Annotated in this window: 15 protein-coding genes; 8 read left to right on the forward strand and 7 right to left on the reverse strand. The window is 62.6% G+C overall.

Annotation, left to right across the window (positions count from 1 at the left end; genetic code table 11):
* Window positions 1-15: 15 nt before the first annotated feature.
* The 3 genes from NMLP_RS16095 to NMLP_RS00015 form a co-directional block, all read right to left on the reverse strand.
* On the reverse strand, window positions 16-1,092 hold the full coding sequence (locus NMLP_RS16095) for an OapC/ArvC family zinc-ribbon domain-containing protein (RefSeq protein WP_015408065.1): 1,077 nt from the start codon (window positions 1,090-1,092) through the stop codon (window positions 16-18).
* A gap of 181 nt (window positions 1,093-1,273) precedes the next feature.
* Entirely contained in the window at window positions 1,274-1,729 is a 456-nt protein-coding gene (locus tag NMLP_RS00010; protein ID WP_015408066.1) for a DUF2073 domain-containing protein, read from the reverse strand.
* Between the two features lie 4 nt (window positions 1,730-1,733).
* Window positions 1,734-2,375: an Era-like GTP-binding protein gene (locus NMLP_RS00015; RefSeq protein ID WP_015408067.1), complete on the reverse strand. Its 642-nt coding sequence runs from the start codon at window positions 2,373-2,375 to the stop codon at window positions 1,734-1,736.
* Between the two features lie 1,709 nt (window positions 2,376-4,084).
* On the opposite strand from NMLP_RS00015, the gene NMLP_RS00020 reads away from it, so the two are divergent.
* Both NMLP_RS00020 and NMLP_RS00025 read left to right on the forward strand, forming a co-directional pair.
* Complete coding sequence (locus tag NMLP_RS00020) at window positions 4,085-5,644, forward strand: Cdc6/Cdc18 family protein (RefSeq protein ID WP_015408068.1); 1,560 nt, start codon at window positions 4,085-4,087, stop codon at window positions 5,642-5,644.
* 306 nt (window positions 5,645-5,950) lie between these two features.
* Window positions 5,951-6,754, forward strand: a complete 804-nt coding sequence (locus NMLP_RS00025) for a DUF7089 family protein (protein ID WP_015408069.1) — start codon at window positions 5,951-5,953, stop codon at window positions 6,752-6,754.
* Between the two features lie 558 nt (window positions 6,755-7,312).
* Here the strand turns inward: NMLP_RS00025 and NMLP_RS00030 are convergent.
* Window positions 7,313-8,095: an alpha/beta fold hydrolase gene (locus NMLP_RS00030; protein WP_015408070.1), complete on the reverse strand. Its 783-nt coding sequence runs from the start codon at window positions 8,093-8,095 to the stop codon at window positions 7,313-7,315.
* A gap of 105 nt (window positions 8,096-8,200) precedes the next feature.
* Here NMLP_RS00030 and NMLP_RS00035 point away from each other — a divergent pair, with 105 nt between their 5' ends.
* Both NMLP_RS00035 and NMLP_RS15540 read left to right on the forward strand, forming a co-directional pair.
* A complete protein-coding gene (locus tag NMLP_RS00035; RefSeq protein ID WP_015408071.1) occupies window positions 8,201-9,295 on the forward strand; it encodes an aminotransferase class V-fold PLP-dependent enzyme in 1,095 nt (364 codons plus the stop codon).
* Between the two features lie 124 nt (window positions 9,296-9,419).
* On the forward strand, window positions 9,420-9,578 hold the full coding sequence (locus NMLP_RS15540) for a DUF7563 family protein (RefSeq protein WP_011322121.1): 159 nt from the start codon (window positions 9,420-9,422) through the stop codon (window positions 9,576-9,578).
* A gap of 133 nt (window positions 9,579-9,711) precedes the next feature.
* On the opposite strand, the gene NMLP_RS15545 is transcribed toward NMLP_RS15540, so the two are convergent.
* Window positions 9,712-9,888 carry a hypothetical protein gene (locus NMLP_RS15545; RefSeq protein WP_015408072.1) on the reverse strand — a complete coding sequence of 59 codons (177 nt, stop codon included), beginning with the start codon at window positions 9,886-9,888 and terminating at the stop codon, window positions 9,712-9,714.
* Window positions 9,889-9,946: 58 nt separating this feature from the next.
* Between NMLP_RS15545 and rpiA the strand changes: the two genes are divergently transcribed.
* Window positions 9,947-10,654: a ribose-5-phosphate isomerase RpiA gene (gene rpiA / locus NMLP_RS00040; protein ID WP_015408073.1), complete on the forward strand. Its 708-nt coding sequence runs from the start codon at window positions 9,947-9,949 to the stop codon at window positions 10,652-10,654.
* Between the two features lie 151 nt (window positions 10,655-10,805).
* On the opposite strand, the gene NMLP_RS00045 is transcribed toward rpiA, so the two are convergent.
* Window positions 10,806-12,125 (reverse strand): RNA-guided endonuclease InsQ/TnpB family protein, encoded by a 1,320-nt coding sequence (locus tag NMLP_RS00045; protein ID WP_015408074.1) that lies wholly within the window; start codon window positions 12,123-12,125, stop codon window positions 10,806-10,808.
* Window positions 12,126-12,305: 180 nt separating this feature from the next.
* On the reverse strand, window positions 12,306-12,473 hold the full coding sequence (locus NMLP_RS00050; RefSeq protein ID WP_015408075.1) for a hypothetical protein: 168 nt from the start codon (window positions 12,471-12,473) through the stop codon (window positions 12,306-12,308).
* A gap of 286 nt (window positions 12,474-12,759) precedes the next feature.
* Here NMLP_RS00050 and larB point away from each other — a divergent pair, with 286 nt between their 5' ends.
* From larB to NMLP_RS00060, 3 genes are all read left to right on the forward strand, one after another.
* Window positions 12,760-13,527, forward strand: coding sequence for a nickel pincer cofactor biosynthesis protein LarB (larB, locus tag NMLP_RS00055; RefSeq protein ID WP_015408076.1), 768 nt, complete (start codon window positions 12,760-12,762; stop codon window positions 13,525-13,527).
* A 161-nt stretch (window positions 13,528-13,688) separates the two neighbouring features.
* Window positions 13,689-13,835, forward strand: coding sequence for a DUF7563 family protein (locus NMLP_RS16240; RefSeq protein WP_015408077.1), 147 nt, complete (start codon window positions 13,689-13,691; stop codon window positions 13,833-13,835).
* Window positions 13,836-14,145: 310 nt separating this feature from the next.
* On the forward strand, window positions 14,146-14,466 hold the full coding sequence (locus NMLP_RS00060; RefSeq protein WP_015408078.1) for a GIY-YIG nuclease family protein: 321 nt from the start codon (window positions 14,146-14,148) through the stop codon (window positions 14,464-14,466).
* Window positions 14,467-14,486: the final 20 nt, after the last annotated feature.

Here is a 14,486-nt window from a genome sequence, read left to right on the forward strand (position 1 = left end):
CCGACGATGCTTGATTCACCTGTCGTCGTGGTCCTCGCCGATCCACTGCTCGGGGACCTGAATGACGTATCGGCCGTTCTCTTGGAGCGCAATGATGTACTCCTCGCGGTCGTACAGCTCCATTAGATTGAGTTCGTACTGGCCGGGATTGAGGATCTTGATCGATTCGAACTGATCGTTCAGCTGTTCGCGGAGATCTGCTAAATCCGGCTCCTCGCCGGTCGGTTCGCTTACCACTTCGCCATCCACCGGGCGTTCGGAGCCGTCTGTCGGGGACGGGTCGGGACCGGCGGTCCCAGCAGTATCGTCGGGACCCAAATCGGACGCTCCAACATCGATCGGCGTCTCGTTCGCCGTCTCGTCGAGTTCCGACTGTGAGACGACGTCCGAGCGAGCACTCGCTTGAGCGAGGTCCTCGGCACTGTCGGATCGCCGGGCGTCGTCACGGCGGGCGTCGGCGTCGATAATCTCACCGTCCGCCGCCGAATCAGAAGCAGTACCGAGCGTGCTAGTATCGCTCTCGGTGTCGGAATCGGGGTCGATATCGGTGTCAGCACCGGTCGTGACTCCCTTATTTCGACTCGAGTGGGCGTTTTCGGCCGGCTCCGATGCCGCGTTGCTCCAGTCGTCTGGCCACTCGGCTTCCGGATCGGGGGGAGACTCCGGAGGCGAGGAGTCGGGCGGACTCGGAGAAGGGGAGTCGGGCGGACTCGGAGAAGGGGAGTCGGTGCTATCACGAGGGGCGGACGGCAGTGTATCATCTGACATAGTGGGCGTTTTACGATCCGACGAGACGAGATCACGGAGTTGCGTCGTCGCTCGCCCGACCGTTTCGGCGACTGACGATCTGTCGGAGTTCGGGGGGTCCTGACTCGGTGGTTCGGTCCCCGAGGGCTCGGGCTTCCGGTCGGGGGGGGGAGACGATTGGGTGGTGGCCCCCTCGTCGTTCGGTGCATCGTCGAGGAAAGCGTCGGCGGTCGTTCCCGACGGCCTGAACTGGAACTTGTTGCCGCCGCAGTCCGGACAGCCCGATAGCATCTCCTTTGAGCCGTCCTCGAAAGTGTGGCCGCAACCGGTGCACTGGTGTGGCATAATAGTGGGTGTCGTAGGTGTGTGTCGTGGAAGTGGTGGTGTGGCGAGTGCGTGTCGTGGAAGTGGTGGTGTGGCGAGTGCGTGTCGTGGAAGTGGTGGTGTGGCGAGTGCGTGTCGTGGAAGTGGTGGTGTGGCGAGTGCGTGTCGTGGAAGTGGTGGTGTGGTCGAGTCTGCCGAGTGTTCAGGTCCGAGTTATCAGCGTACTTATGAGTTTCTCGTCCTTGTGGAGCGTTTCGATCCGGTTGGCCGGGCCGATGACCGTCAGTTTGTTGGGTTCGTCACGGCCCATGAGGCGTCCGAGCAGGCCACTGTCGTTGCTCCCTTCGCCGGGGTAGCTTTCGATTTCGATACCCGTGAACCCGTCGGGGTTGATTTCGGACATCGTCACCTCGATGAGTTTGGACTCTTCTTCCGGATCGAGTCCCTGTTCTAAGATGACGATGTTGCCGTCGTGGACGCCGTCGAGGATGAGCCGGATCTTCTCCATGGTCCGCATTCCCTCGATTCGCTCGGCGCTTATCATATCGATCTGGATTCCATCGATGCTCGGGTCGTCGCCGGATTCGTCTCCAGGATCGGTCGGATCCCCGCCGGAAGCCGGATCGTTGCCGTCATCGTTTGCGGTTATTTCGGGCATTATATCACCCGAAGTACTCCGCGATCTTGTCGTACACTTCGTCCATGTTGTCGCCCTCGAGCGCCGACAGTGGTACCGTTTCGTGTTGGGGGAACGCGTTCGCGATCTGCTGGACGTTCGCGTCCTCGAGATCGATCTTATTTGCAAAAATGAGCACCGGAAGGTTCTGGCTCTCGATGATTCCGATGAGCATCGTGTTGACCTGTGTGAACGGGTCTTCGACGGCGTCGAGGACGTAGATCACGCCGTCGACATCCTCGCGGAGCCAGTGCATCGCTTCGGCGACGCCTTCGGTGGCTTCTCTAGATCGGCGAACGGCGTCTTCCTTGTCGATGTCGTGTTCGAGAAACTCGTTGTAATCGACTTTCGTGGTGACACCAGGGGTATCAACCACGTCGATGGTGACGGATTTACCGTTGCGCTTGATTTCGACGTTCTCCTTGCGGCGGGCGCGACGGGTCTCGTGAGGGACGTGACTCTCCGGTCCGACAGCGTCCCCGGTCCAGTCGCGGGTGATCCGGTTCGCCAACGTCGTTTTCCCGGCATTCGGTGGGCCGTAAATGCCGATTCGCTTCGGCTCGCTGCCCGCAAAGAGACTCGACGTAGCGCGGGAAATACTCGATTTGAGGCTTGTTAACAGTCCCATATCATCCTCCCACGGCCCCGATTTCGACTCGAAATCGGAGTCGCTCTGCACGTAGTACCATACCGCGTTCACTTAACTGTGTGTCAGACGCCTGTCGGACGCGGCAGAGCGGCCCGAACGTCAACTGGTCCGTTCGTTCGGAGGCAATCTCTGGCGTGATCTCCAGAGGCAATCCCCTGGCTTATCAAGATGCTCTATCACCCCGTCCAGTGAGCCGGCGGTGCTGTGCGCTTGTTCGCGCAGTGTAGAACGCACGCTTGTTCGCGCAGTGTAGAACATAGAGTGCAGAGAGTGCACGCCGCGTCCCCCCATCCCCTTTGTTTCGGGTGGAACAGGACGAAGAGGAGTGGGGAGCGTGCAGCCTGGGGGCATAGAGCCGTTCACCCACAGGCTTCGATACGTCGCTAGTAAATCATTTTAGTAGAAATTAGTTATTGCTAGGACTGTAGGCTAGTTTACTTTTTTTTAGTTTTATTGAAGCTAAACGAATAAGCGAATACATATTATACTTTGTTATTTTCTAGTACGGCTATGGTTGTGTTAGATGTGTAATAAATGTTTGCAATTTCAACGCCTCGTCTCTCGGTTTCTCCCCCCCCCCTCCCTTCTTTTACTCTCCACCCGAAACAAAGGGGATGGGGGGTATCTTCCTCCGTTTCGGGTGCAACAACTGGAGACCGTCCAGCGATCTCTCTTAAGCTGCTTCCCCGTCCCCTGCTCCCCCAAGTTTGTCTTTTTATCCCTCTCGCCTGCCGTGTCTCTCCTCTTGCTACGACCCCCCACAGTTAATTTCCGATGTAATGAATTTCATTCGAAGCGAACTTTTGTTTCAGCGAACTTTCCCCGCTCTCCTACGGTAAACTCCCCTCACTTCCGTCTTCGTCACCCCTGGCCTACCGGTCAACCTCCACCCGTGGATATCCCCCGATGCGTCTCGGATACGTCTCGAATACGTCTCGAATACGCTCCAAATACGCTCCAAATACGCTCCAAATACGCTCCAAATACGCCTCAACTACACCCGGAATCGAATCTATGATCTCGGCACTCGATGCGACATACTCTCTGGAATTCGGCTACCGAGCCGAGGTATGAAAAAACTTAATACCCTGTTCGACCATCGATTCGACTGCATCAACTGGACAATAGATCCCTGTATATATATGTACATTTGGCTTTCAGGGCCTGTACATCGCGCTTTCGGCCACCCCATGGGGACATTCCAGATGAAATAAGGGGGTAGTCAAACAACGATGAAACACAACACCGGCAACGACACGCCCGGGAAAACAACCACCAGCCAAGACTACCGGCCCGACAAATCAAAAACAACCACCAGCCAAGACTACCGGGCGGAAAAACCAGCATCCGCCTCGAACACCAGCTCGGAATCGGACATCGATCCGAAACCGGGCACCGGCTTGGGATTGGACTCCGCGCCGACCCCCGACACCGGACGAAAGTCTGGCTCGGACCACCCCTCCGAGCGGACTTCGAATCGCGGCTTGGGTGAGTCCGACCTGTCGTCGCAGTCAGTTCGTTCTCCAGTTGAAACAAAGGGGTATCCAAGAGAAGATGAACCGACAGACGAGACGGGAGGGACAGACGAGACGGGAGGGACAGACGAGACGGGAGGGACAGACGAGACGGGAGGGACAGACGAGACGGGAGGGACAGACGAGATGGGCAAGACAAACGAGATGGATGAGATGGACGAGACGGACCACAACGAAAAACCAGCCGACGACGAAACCACCAGCACTGACACCCCGGACGGAACCGATAGCACCGTAGCGACCGATCGAATCGACGGCTTTTCGGGTGATGTCGACCTCGACGACCTCGGCCTCGACGAGGAAGACGACGACAGTGAAACTGATGAGGCATCCCGGGGCCTCTTCGACGACCTCCTCGAGGGGGAACCGATATTCGAAAACAAGGAGGTTCTCCGCCCGTCCTACACGCCTCACAAACTCCCCCATCGCGAGGAACAAATCAACAGCATGGCGACAATTCTCGTTACCGCACTCCGCGGCGATACCCCTTCTAACATCCTGATTTACGGCAAGACGGGGACCGGAAAGACGGCCAGCGCGAAGTTCGTCAGCGAGGAACTCGAGACGACCTCACAAAAATACGAGGTCCCCTGTGAGGTCCAATACATAAATTGCGAGGTGACGGACACGCAGTACCGCGTTCTCGCACAACTCGCAAACAAGTTCATCGAGCAGAACGAGGCGTACATCGAGGGCCGTCTCGAGGAACTCGGCGAACGTCGCGACGCGGCGGCTGAGGACCCAACTGAACTCGACGGCACTGATTTCGGTAGCGTTGCGGCCGTCGAAAACGAGATTGCCACGCTCGAGGACGACCTCGAGGAGTTCGCCTCCGTCCCGATGACCGGCTGGCCGACTGACCGGGTCTACTCGACGTTCTTCGACGCCGTCGACTACCACGAACGCGTCGTCGTCATTATGCTCGACGAGATCGACAAACTCGTCGAGAAGTCCGGCGACGACACGCTGTATAACCTCTCGCGGATGAACTCCGAACTCGACAACTCCCGGGTGTCGATAATGGGTATCTCCAACGATCTCAAGTTCACCGACTTTCTCGACCCACGAGTCAAATCCAGCCTCGGCGAGGAGGAGATCGTCTTCCCCCCCTACGATGCGACACAGCTCCGGGACATCCTCCAGCACCGCGCCGAGACAGCGTTCAAATCCGATACGCTCTCGGAGGACGTCATCCCCCTGTGTGCCGCCTTCGCCGCCCAAGAACACGGTGACGCCCGTCGAGCGCTCGACCTCCTCCGGACGGCGGGCGAACTCGCCGAGCGCGACCGGACGGAGACGGTCGAGGAAACCCACGTCCGGAAGGCTCAAGAGAAGATCGAACTCGACCGGGTCGTCGAGGTCGTTCGAACGCTTCCCACGCAGTCGAAACTCGTCCTCTATGCGACGATCCTCTTGGAAAAAAACGGCGTCCACAACATCAACACGGGCGAAGTATTCAATATCTACAAGCGCCTCTGTGAGGAGATCGACGCCGACGTCCTGACCCAGCGCCGCGTCACCGACTTGATCAGCGAGCTCGACATGCTCGGCATCGTCAACGCCGTCGTGGTCTCGAAGGGTCGATACGGTCGGACGAAAGAGATCAACCTCTCTGTCCCCCTCGACGAAACGGAGGCGGTCCTGCTATCCGACTCCCGCGTGGGCCAAGTCGAGGACGCACAGCCGTTCGTGCAGGCGCGCTTCGATAACTGAAACTGATCTGACTCCGCAAACGAGCGGGTGTCGCCCTACTGTCCCTCCCCATCCCGGTCCTTCGATCCGGACCTCGTCGACCTCCGCCCCCCGAAATCGATCGACGCGCCCACCACCGCCGTCCCGCCCCCGGGAAGTACTCGGCCCGTCGGAGACCGGCGCGAACCGACCGGCAACAAACTGAAGAATTTAAATCGTCCGCGGCGAAACTCGAAGTATGAATCACCCCTCGAAAATCGTCCTCGGTACCATCGGCCTCGCTGTCGTCGTCGGGCTCGTGTTGCTTGCCGGCCTCGCCGTCGCCTGATGTTCGAGCAACGGCCGCTCTCCGGAGCGCTCGGCGAACTCCGAGACGAACACGCCCCGGAGACGCTCGTCCTCGACGTTGAGCGGGACTTCGAGACGCTTCCGTCGGCTGTCGCCGAGAGCCTCCTCGCCGTTGTGGACGCCGTCGACCCGACCGATTACGACGAATCGTGGGTCCCCGACGACGCCCCCGAATCCCTCCATCGACTCGCGGGCGAGGAGTTCACCGTCGGCGCGCCCGGCGACGGCGGCGTTGCGTGGACCAGACAGACCGATCCACCCATCGTCTTCGTCAAGCCCCGCCTCGGGGGCTCCCCGGCGGGGTTCGTCGACTTCCTCGTCGCCGAGGCCCTCGTCGAGGTCGGCCTCGGCGGCCCGGAACACTTCCTCGGGTTCTTTGCCGAGGAGTATCGCTCGCTCGCTGATGCGACCTCGCTCGGGTCGGCCGACACCTACCAACTCGCCGCCGCCCTCTTTGCTGCCTACACCGGCCGTTCGACGCGCCCCGTCTTTGCCGGCTGGACCGACACCGTCCCCGAGCTTCACGCCGAGTGGGTCGACGCTGGCGAGCGTCTCGAGCCCCGCCTCGGTGACCTCTCGCGGGACGTCGCCCTGGGCCGGACGGCTTTCCCGGACGCGGCCGAACTCGCCTGCAGTGCGATCAAACACGACGTCGAGGTCCCCACGCCGTTCGACGCGCTCGACACCGCCGCCTACGACCAGTACGGCGCTCCCTTCGCGGTCCAGTGGGCCGAGAAGACGTTCGACGCGCTCGACGGCGACGACGGCGATACCGGAGCGTAAACTGCGGACGTATTTATGATGGGACCGATCTCCTGATTTCTCCGGGAGTTCTCGTGGTCCGGTTCGGGCGGATACGATCGAACCGCGGCCATTGGCCTTTTTTGGGCACATTTCCGTCTGTTTCGTGGGGAACACTCCACGCAGTACACCTCGCGATGCCCCGCGGCCCCCACAGCCCCCACAGCCCCCGCAGCCGCCTCCGCGGGCCACACGCCTCCCCAACCGACTGCGCTGCTCGGTCGTTCGCGGTGCTCACTCCCTGCGCTGCTCATCCCTCGCACGTAGAATAGGCCGGCCCTCGGGGGTCGGCTCGCTCGCGCTCGCCGCCCGCCTCGGGCACGACTCCGAGCGCGCGCCACCGCATCACCTGAGTGAGATTGGGATCTATTTGAGTGAGATTGGGATCTATTTGAGTGAGATTGGGATCTATTTGAGTGAGATTGGGGTATATAACTGATCCCTTCGGCGTCGCGTCCGGGTCGACTCCGAACGCGGTCGATCCCTGCAGTCCCGAACGCGACCCATCCTCATTTATAAACGACCGATCCCCGGCTACGGCTACTCGCCCGAAGCGACGACCCCGTCGACGAACCCGTCGATCGCGTCCGCCACGGCCGCGGCGTGCTCGACGTAACAGCACCGTTTCCCCTCGACGGCCTCGAAGTGTCCGTTCGGCAGTCCGTCGGCCAGCTTCTCGCCCGCGGCCGACGGCACGACGGGGTCGTCGACGCCGTGACAGACGAGCGCCGGCAGCGACAACTCATAGAGTGCTCCGGCCTCGAAACCCAAAGCGGCCTCGCAGTGACCCGACAGCGCCTCGCCGGTCGCGTCTTCTTCGCGCCGCCACGTCGTGATCCGCCCGATCAGGTCCGTCTCGGTCAGAAACTGCTGGGTGAACGCGGCCGACAGCGAGCTCTCGAGGGCCGCCGGATCCGCCGGATGCAGCGCCGACAGCGCTGCTTTGTCGACCCGACTGCCCGAGGCCGCCACGCCGAGAAGCGACAGCGACCGCGCACGCCCGTACTCGCTGGCGTGCCGGAGTGCGACCATCCCCCCGAGTCCCGCTCCGACGAGGTGGACGCGTCGAATCCCGGCGTCGGCGAGGACCGCCTCTACATCGGCCGCGAACCGATCGACCGTGTACGGTCCCGACGCTTCCGACCCGTCCGTTCCCCGCATCGCGTGGACGACCGTCCGGTACGGCCCCGCGAGTTTCGGGGCCTGCCAGCCCCACACCCACGGCCCGAACCCGACGTCGGGGAGAAACGCTACCGCAGGCCGATCGTTTCCCCCGGAGCACTCGTATCGGAGCGTCGCCCCTCCTTCGGTAACCGTCGGCATACCGGAACCCACGCACCCGGACGTATAGCGCTTTTCGACGTACCCGCGAGCCCCTGGACGGTCGCGGATACACAGCGTTTTGCCTCCGACGACCGAACGCCGGATATGGACCCTGCCGCGCTCCGTGCGGACATTCCCGCCTGCGAGTCGTGTGCGTACCTGAACACCGGCGCCAGCGGCCCGAGTCCCCGATCCGTCGTCGAGGCTGTCACCGAAGCTCAGCGCCGACACGAGTTCGACGTCTGTGCGACGGACCACTACACCGCCGCCGCCGATCTGCTTGAGGAGGCCCGCGCGGCCGTCGCCGACCACGTCGGCGCTCGCCCGGCCGACATCGCCTTGGTCGCCTCGACCGGCGACGGGATCAGCCGGGTCGCCAACGCGATCGACTGGGAACCGGGCGACCGGGTCGTCAACACAGATCTCGAACACCCCTCCGGGGTGTTGCCGTGGCGGCGGCTCGCTGAACAGGGCGTCGAGGTCACGACGCTTTCGTGCCCGGAGGGTCGCCTCCCGATGGACGCTTACCGCGAAGCGGTCGCGGACGCCAAACTCGTCTGTCTGAGCTCCGAGAGCTGGGTCCACGGCACCCGCCTCGCGGTCGAGCGCGCCGTCGAGGTCGCCCACGACGCCGGTGCACTCGTGGTTGTCGACTCGGTCCAGACCGTCGGCCAGCATCCGATCGACGTCACAGAGTGGGGTGCCGACGTCGTCTGTGCGTCGGGGCACAAGTGGCTGCTCGGGCCGTGGGGGGCCGGCTTCACCTACGTCAACCCCGACTCGATTGACTCGTTTCGTCCCCGCCACATCGGCTACCGGAGCGTGACGGAGCCGAACGGCGAGGGTCTCGAGTACCACCCCGACGCGAGCCGGTTCGAGGTCTCGACGACCTCGGTCGCCCCCTACGCCGGTCTAATCGAGGCGATCGAGACGATCGAGGCGGTCGGCCTCGAGGCGGTCGAGGCCCGAATCGAACGCCTCACGGACCGGCTCAAGGCTGGCCTCGCGGGTCGATTGGTATCGCCCCGCGAGTACGAATCCGGACTGGTCGTCTTCGAAGCCGACGACCCCGAGACGTTTCTCGCCCGGGCCGACGACGCCGGGCTCGTCGTCCGGGACCTGCCGTCCGGCGACGTCAGGGCGTCGGTCCACGCGTTCAATACGGCCGCCGAGGTCGACCGCCTCCTCGAGATGGCGTGACCGTCGCGAGTGCCTCCCGGACCGGGGTACCCGCTTCCGACCGCTCGCACCGACCCGATTCGACGGACGGCGCGCTATTCGGTACCACACTATAATTATGTGTATTGCGCCCTTGGACGTAGGTATGCCGGAATGTCAAAACTGCGGCGCGTTCGTGACGGCAGCGTACGCACGGGTCTTCACGCCGAACGGCGTCGAAAATCCGCGCGTCTGTCCACAGTGTGAGGACAAGATCCGAGACGGCTCAGACGTTCGCGAGGCGCGTTCGACCCGTCGCACGTAATCGGCCGATCGATCCCGAGACCCGCCCGTCCGCTCTTTTGTGTCGATTTCGCTGCTTTTCGCATCTTTGCCGTACTGTTTTGCTCGTCCACATGTTTGCCGTACTGTTTCGCTCGTCCGTTCGCTCCCGCGCATCACTCCGGCGACCACTCACAGGCGTCCCCGTAGACCAACTCCGACGCTTCGATGTGCGCCGACAGACACGCGTAGTTGCAGAACCCGCCGACCTCGACGCGCTCGCCGTCGGCCGTCTCCTCGACGTACACCGGATCGTACGCCGAGAGGTCGCTTCCGCAGTAGACACAGTCCATATCTTGGCTTCCGACCCACACCAGAAATGCTTTTTCCGGCTCGGTCCGACGCCCGCATATGAAACGGTCCGGCGGAACCGACGCCGAAAAGCGCCGCGCCGGCGAACGCGCCGCTGCCGCCGTCTCCGACGGGGACGTCGTCGGCCTCGGGACCGGCTCGACGGCCGCCGCAGCGATCCGGGCGCTCGGTCGCCGCGTCGACTCGGGGCTCGACGCGCGGGCGATCCCGACCTCACATCAGTCCCGGGCGCTCGCCCGCGAGGCGGGAATTCCGCTTCTCACTCTCGAGGAGGCGACCCCCGACCTCGCCATCGACGGCGCCGACCGGATCGCGATCCCGGATCGCGACGGCTCCCCCGTCTTGATAAAAGGTGGCGGTGCGGCCCACACCCGCGAGAAACTCGTCGATTCGGCGGCCGAGCGGTTCCTCGTCGTCGCCGACTCGACCAAGCTCACAGACTGCCTCGATAGCCCGGTGCCCGTCGAAGTCCTTCCCGACGCCGTCCCGGTTGTCGAACGCCGGCTGTCGGCGCTCGGCGGCGACCCGACCCTTCGAGCGGCCGAGCGGAAGGACGGTCCCGTCGTGACCGACAACGGCAACCTCGTCATCGACTGCGCGTTCGGCCCGGTCGACGACCCCGACTCGCTCGCGGCCGACATCGCCGCCCTACCGGGTGTTCTCGATCACGGGCTGTTCGTCGGTCTCGCCGACGTGGTGTACGTCGGCACCGACGACGGCGTTGACGTGTATCGCTCCGGTGACTGACCAAGCGTCGAGCGTTGCACTTTCGGTTTCACTTCCTTCTCGCCGTGTTTCGGCGTTCACGATACTCGCGGCGCTGACCGGGGCACCATTGACATCCTCCTCCGCCTGAAGGCGGCGGAATCCCACGGCACCGCACCGCTGGATTGGGATATTAGGGTTTGCAGTCCACCACCTCTGTCCGAGGTTGGAATCCTCGGGAGAGGTCATGAAGGTAGACTTCGGGCTGTGCCAACCAGCCGGTACTCCTATCCCCACCCAAATCGGGAGCAGACTCGGAGTTACTTTGCTTCAACTCGAGACGGATGTTCTCCGCCCCATTCACGTCAGCGTTGAACGCCGCGTCACACGGCTCGCAGACATACAAGCCACGTTCGACACGCTGACTCTCGTCTTTTCTACCGCAGACGCAACACGTCTTGCTCGTGTCGCGCTCTGAGACCTCTACGACTTCGACACCCTCGACTTTGGCCTTGTATTCGAGAATCGAGGTGAAGCGGTCGAACGCCCAGCCGTGCAGGTCGAGGTTCCCGTGCTTGCCCCAGTTCTTCGACTCGCCGTTGTCGTCTTCACGGACACCAGCGAGCTTCCCGATGTTGATACGCCCAACACTGTTCTCGATACATCGCTGGACGATGTGTTTCGCTAACGAGTGGAAAAAGTGGGTGCGGCGCTCCGACCACTTCGCGTGGAGACGGGTCGCTTCTTCACCACCCGAGTCGTCGCACTTGGCGATTTCTTTCGGGAAGTAGTACCCGTCCTGTTTCAACCGGTTGCCGGGGTAGAGGTCAGCTTGCTCGGTGCTGTACGTGACCGCCGCGAAGTTACAGATGCCGAGGTCGATACCCGCTGTCTCGTTTCCGGGTGCGGTGGGTGTCTCGATTTCATCCTTACAGACGAGGTGCAGTTCCCAGCGCCTCTTTGCTTTGTCGTAGACGGCTCTGACCTGTTGTAGGTTCTCAACGGTGACACCGGGGCGCGTCTCGTATTCGACAAGGATGTACTCCCATGCTTTCGGGTGTTCCTTGTGATTCGCGCCCTTTGAGAGACGGACACGGTTGTTGTTCGTGTCGTGTTTGATGCCGTTTTGCTTCCACGTCACGGTCGAACGCGGATGTTCCTCGTGGACGCGGTTGCCGTGGTCGTCGTAGTAGTTTTTTTTGCGGTAGCCGGGCGGATTCGCTCGATTATCAGACTTCCTCTTTTTGTACCACGAGTTGAAGGCTTCAGCGAGTTCCTCCAGAACGCGCTGACTGGACTGCGAGTGCAATCCCTTGTACTTTGAGTGACCTTTCAACTCGTCTTTGAGGTCGCTGTGGTCTGGAATCTCACCCGTATCATCCCACTTTTGTCGAGAGTGGTAATTAGCGACGTTCCAGAGTTTGCTGGCACTCCACCCGTGCCGGTCGAGCATCTCAGCCACTTGGTTGTGGTTGAGGATTTTCGCTCGGTGGGTTCGATGGATTTCCAGCATTCTGAACGCCTCTATAATCACTTATACTTGTGTTTCTTGTAAAGGTTCGGTTTGAGAACGGTGGAATATCCAGCCGTGCTATCGGCGGTGGGTTGTGGAGGAGTTGTCGGATTCATCCTGCGGCTAAAGCCGCAGGTATTCTCCTTGCTCTCTATAAATAAAAACGCGTGACGGACCGACTTACAGGTCGCGCGGCTGAACCGTCTTCCGGTCGTTCTCCTCGGCACGGCGCGCGGCGTCCTCGAGCAGCTCCTCGACTTCGCCGTCGAGGGCGTCGTAGAAGTCCGAAGCGACGTTCATGTCATCGAGCGCTTCCTTCACAGCGGCTTTGACGATCAGGTCTGCCATACAGTCGCCGGTTTTGCCGGGTTACTTATATACTTTCTCAAAAGGATGCGGTGTAGCAGCTTCTACCGCCCGTTTAGCGGGAGAGCTACTTTCCCGATTTTGCCCTCGACCCTGACGATATGTAATTGTTCCTCCGGGTCGTCGCCCGACCCCGGACCCGAGGTGACTCGCCGCTCTATCACTTCGCTCGTCATCCCGGCCCGCACCCGTCCGTCCTCCCCGGCAGTTGCCCCTCCCTTTCAGGTCGAGTCGACAGTTTCGTGCCCGTCGGCTCGAACACCGTCCCATGCGTGACATCCTAGACGCCGTCGCCGCCGGCGAACTCCCCGCGGCCGTCGCCGAGGCCGAACTCCGCGGGTACGCAAGCACCGGTGCGGGCCGCTTCGACGCTGCCCGTACCGACCGAAGCGGGATCCCCGAGGCGATCCTCGTAGACGGCAAGACCCCCGAGGAGGCGGCGACGATGACCGCCGCAGCGGTCGAGACGACCGATAGCGCCCTCCTGACTCGCGTCACGCCCGACCACGCGGAGGCGTGCCGAGCCCGCATCGAGGGGCGATTTCCCGGCGCCGAACTCGCCCACGACGAGCGCGCTCGGACGATCGTCGTCCACGCCGACGGCTACGAACCCCCGGAGCTGTCCGCGACCGCGACCGTTGTGACCGCCGGTACCTCGGACGCCCCCCCGGCCGGCGAGGCCGCGGTCGTACTCGAGGAACTCGGCGCGACCGTCGACCGGATCGACGACGTCGGCGTCGCGGGGATCGCCCGCCTCTTCGATCGCCTCGAGGAGATCCGCGAGGCCGACGTCCTCGTCGTCGCCGCCGGACGCGAGGGCGCGCTCCCCACCGTGCTCGCGGGGCTGGTCGACGTCCCCTTGATCGGTCTCCCCGTATCGACGGGCTACGGCTACGGCGGTTCGGGTGAGGCCGCCCTCGCCGGGATGTTGCAGTCGTGTGCTCCGATCTTGGTCGTCAATATCGACGCCGGCTTCGCCGCCGGCGCACAGGCCGGCCTGATCGCCCGATCGATCTCCACCGCCCGCCGGGCCTGAAACACGCGTTCGCTCCCCCCGCCCTTCGATGAGTCCCCGCTCCGCCTCACCGAACATTTCAACCCCGCGAATCCGGACGTTTGGTACCGTATAACGAGGATATTAGTGCCCAGAGGCCCTGTACGTATTCACAGACGAGGTGACCCCTCGTCGAGGACAGAATGCCAAACTGTGATCACTGTGACGCGCACGTTTCGGATCGGTTCGCCCGGGTGTTCGCGGACGAGAGCGGACGCGTACGTGCGTGTCCGAACTGTTCGGCGAACGCCGGTATCGCCGAGGTTTCGAGGGACCGCGCACACGAGTGACGAGCCGAGGGACCGCGTACACGAGTGACGAGTCGGTCGCCGCGAACCCCGAACCCCCAGGTACCACACACGAGCAGCGGCCACCGTGCCGCCAGTGCCCCGATCACCGGGATCGACGTTCGATCCCGCTGTTGTCGATTCGAACTCGATACAGCCGCGTCTGTCGGCCGGAACCGACCGCCGTGTGCGCCCGAACCGGCTCGTCGGGGGCGATCCGTCAGGATCGGTCTGTCCGACTCCGACGGCATCGATCCGCCGAAGCCGCCCCGTTTCGCCGGTGTTTTTTGTTGCCGCGTCGAACCCCCGCTTGATGTCCTCGGACGGCGGCCACTACGTGTACGTACTCGAGTGTGCCGACGGCTCTTTTTATACCGGCTACACGACCGATGTCGAACGCCGCGTCGCCGAACACGACGCCGGCAAGGGTGCCAAGTACACGCGCGGGCGGACCCCCGTGGAGCTTATATATACGGAGTCGTTCGGGAGCCGGCCGGCCGCGATGCGCCGCGAGCACGAGATCAAGACGCTCTCGCGGGCGCAAAAGGAGCGGCTGGTCCGAGACGTCGGCGGGGATTTCGGGCCGCCCGAGGATTCCGGGCCGCCCGAGGATTCCGGGACGCCCGAGAGGTGAGCTGACACTGATGGACGAAC

Origin of the sequence: Natronomonas moolapensis 8.8.11 (assembly GCF_000591055.1) — an archaeon.
In the GTDB taxonomy this organism is placed as follows: Archaea; Halobacteriota; Halobacteria; order Halobacteriales; family Haloarculaceae; genus Natronomonas; species Natronomonas moolapensis.

What these genes read in the sequence shown, in the direction of transcription:
- NMLP_RS15540 (WP_011322121.1), top strand. Translation starts at nt 9,420, where the DNA reads ATGCCGGAATGTCAAAACTGCGGCGCGTTCGTGACGGCAGCGTACGCA.
- NMLP_RS00025 (WP_015408069.1), top strand. Translation starts at nt 5,951, where the DNA reads ATGTTCGAGCAACGGCCGCTCTCCGGAGCGCTCGGCGAACTCCGAGAC.
- NMLP_RS16240 (WP_015408077.1), top strand. Translation starts at nt 13,689, where the DNA reads ATGCCAAACTGTGATCACTGTGACGCGCACGTTTCGGATCGGTTCGCC.
- NMLP_RS00050 (WP_015408075.1), bottom strand. Translation starts at nt 12,473, where the DNA reads ATGGCAGACCTGATCGTCAAAGCCGCTGTGAAGGAAGCGCTCGATGAC.
- NMLP_RS16095 (WP_015408065.1), bottom strand. Translation starts at nt 1,092, where the DNA reads ATGCCACACCAGTGCACCGGTTGCGGCCACACTTTCGAGGACGGCTCA.
- NMLP_RS15545 (WP_015408072.1), bottom strand. Translation starts at nt 9,888, where the DNA reads ATGGACTGTGTCTACTGCGGAAGCGACCTCTCGGCGTACGATCCGGTG.
- NMLP_RS00030 (WP_015408070.1), bottom strand. Translation starts at nt 8,095, where the DNA reads ATGCCGACGGTTACCGAAGGAGGGGCGACGCTCCGATACGAGTGCTCC.
- larB (WP_015408076.1), top strand. Translation starts at nt 12,760, where the DNA reads ATGCGTGACATCCTAGACGCCGTCGCCGCCGGCGAACTCCCCGCGGCC.
- NMLP_RS00020 (WP_015408068.1), top strand. Translation starts at nt 4,085, where the DNA reads ATGGACGAGACGGACCACAACGAAAAACCAGCCGACGACGAAACCACC.
- NMLP_RS00035 (WP_015408071.1), top strand. Translation starts at nt 8,201, where the DNA reads ATGGACCCTGCCGCGCTCCGTGCGGACATTCCCGCCTGCGAGTCGTGT.
- rpiA (WP_015408073.1), top strand. Translation starts at nt 9,947, where the DNA reads ATGAAACGGTCCGGCGGAACCGACGCCGAAAAGCGCCGCGCCGGCGAA.
- NMLP_RS00045 (WP_015408074.1), bottom strand. Translation starts at nt 12,125, where the DNA reads ATGCTGGAAATCCATCGAACCCACCGAGCGAAAATCCTCAACCACAAC.
- NMLP_RS00010 (WP_015408066.1), bottom strand. Translation starts at nt 1,729, where the DNA reads ATGCCCGAAATAACCGCAAACGATGACGGCAACGATCCGGCTTCCGGC.
- NMLP_RS00060 (WP_015408078.1), top strand. Translation starts at nt 14,146, where the DNA reads ATGTCCTCGGACGGCGGCCACTACGTGTACGTACTCGAGTGTGCCGAC.
- NMLP_RS00015 (WP_015408067.1), bottom strand. Translation starts at nt 2,375, where the DNA reads ATGGGACTGTTAACAAGCCTCAAATCGAGTATTTCCCGCGCTACGTCG.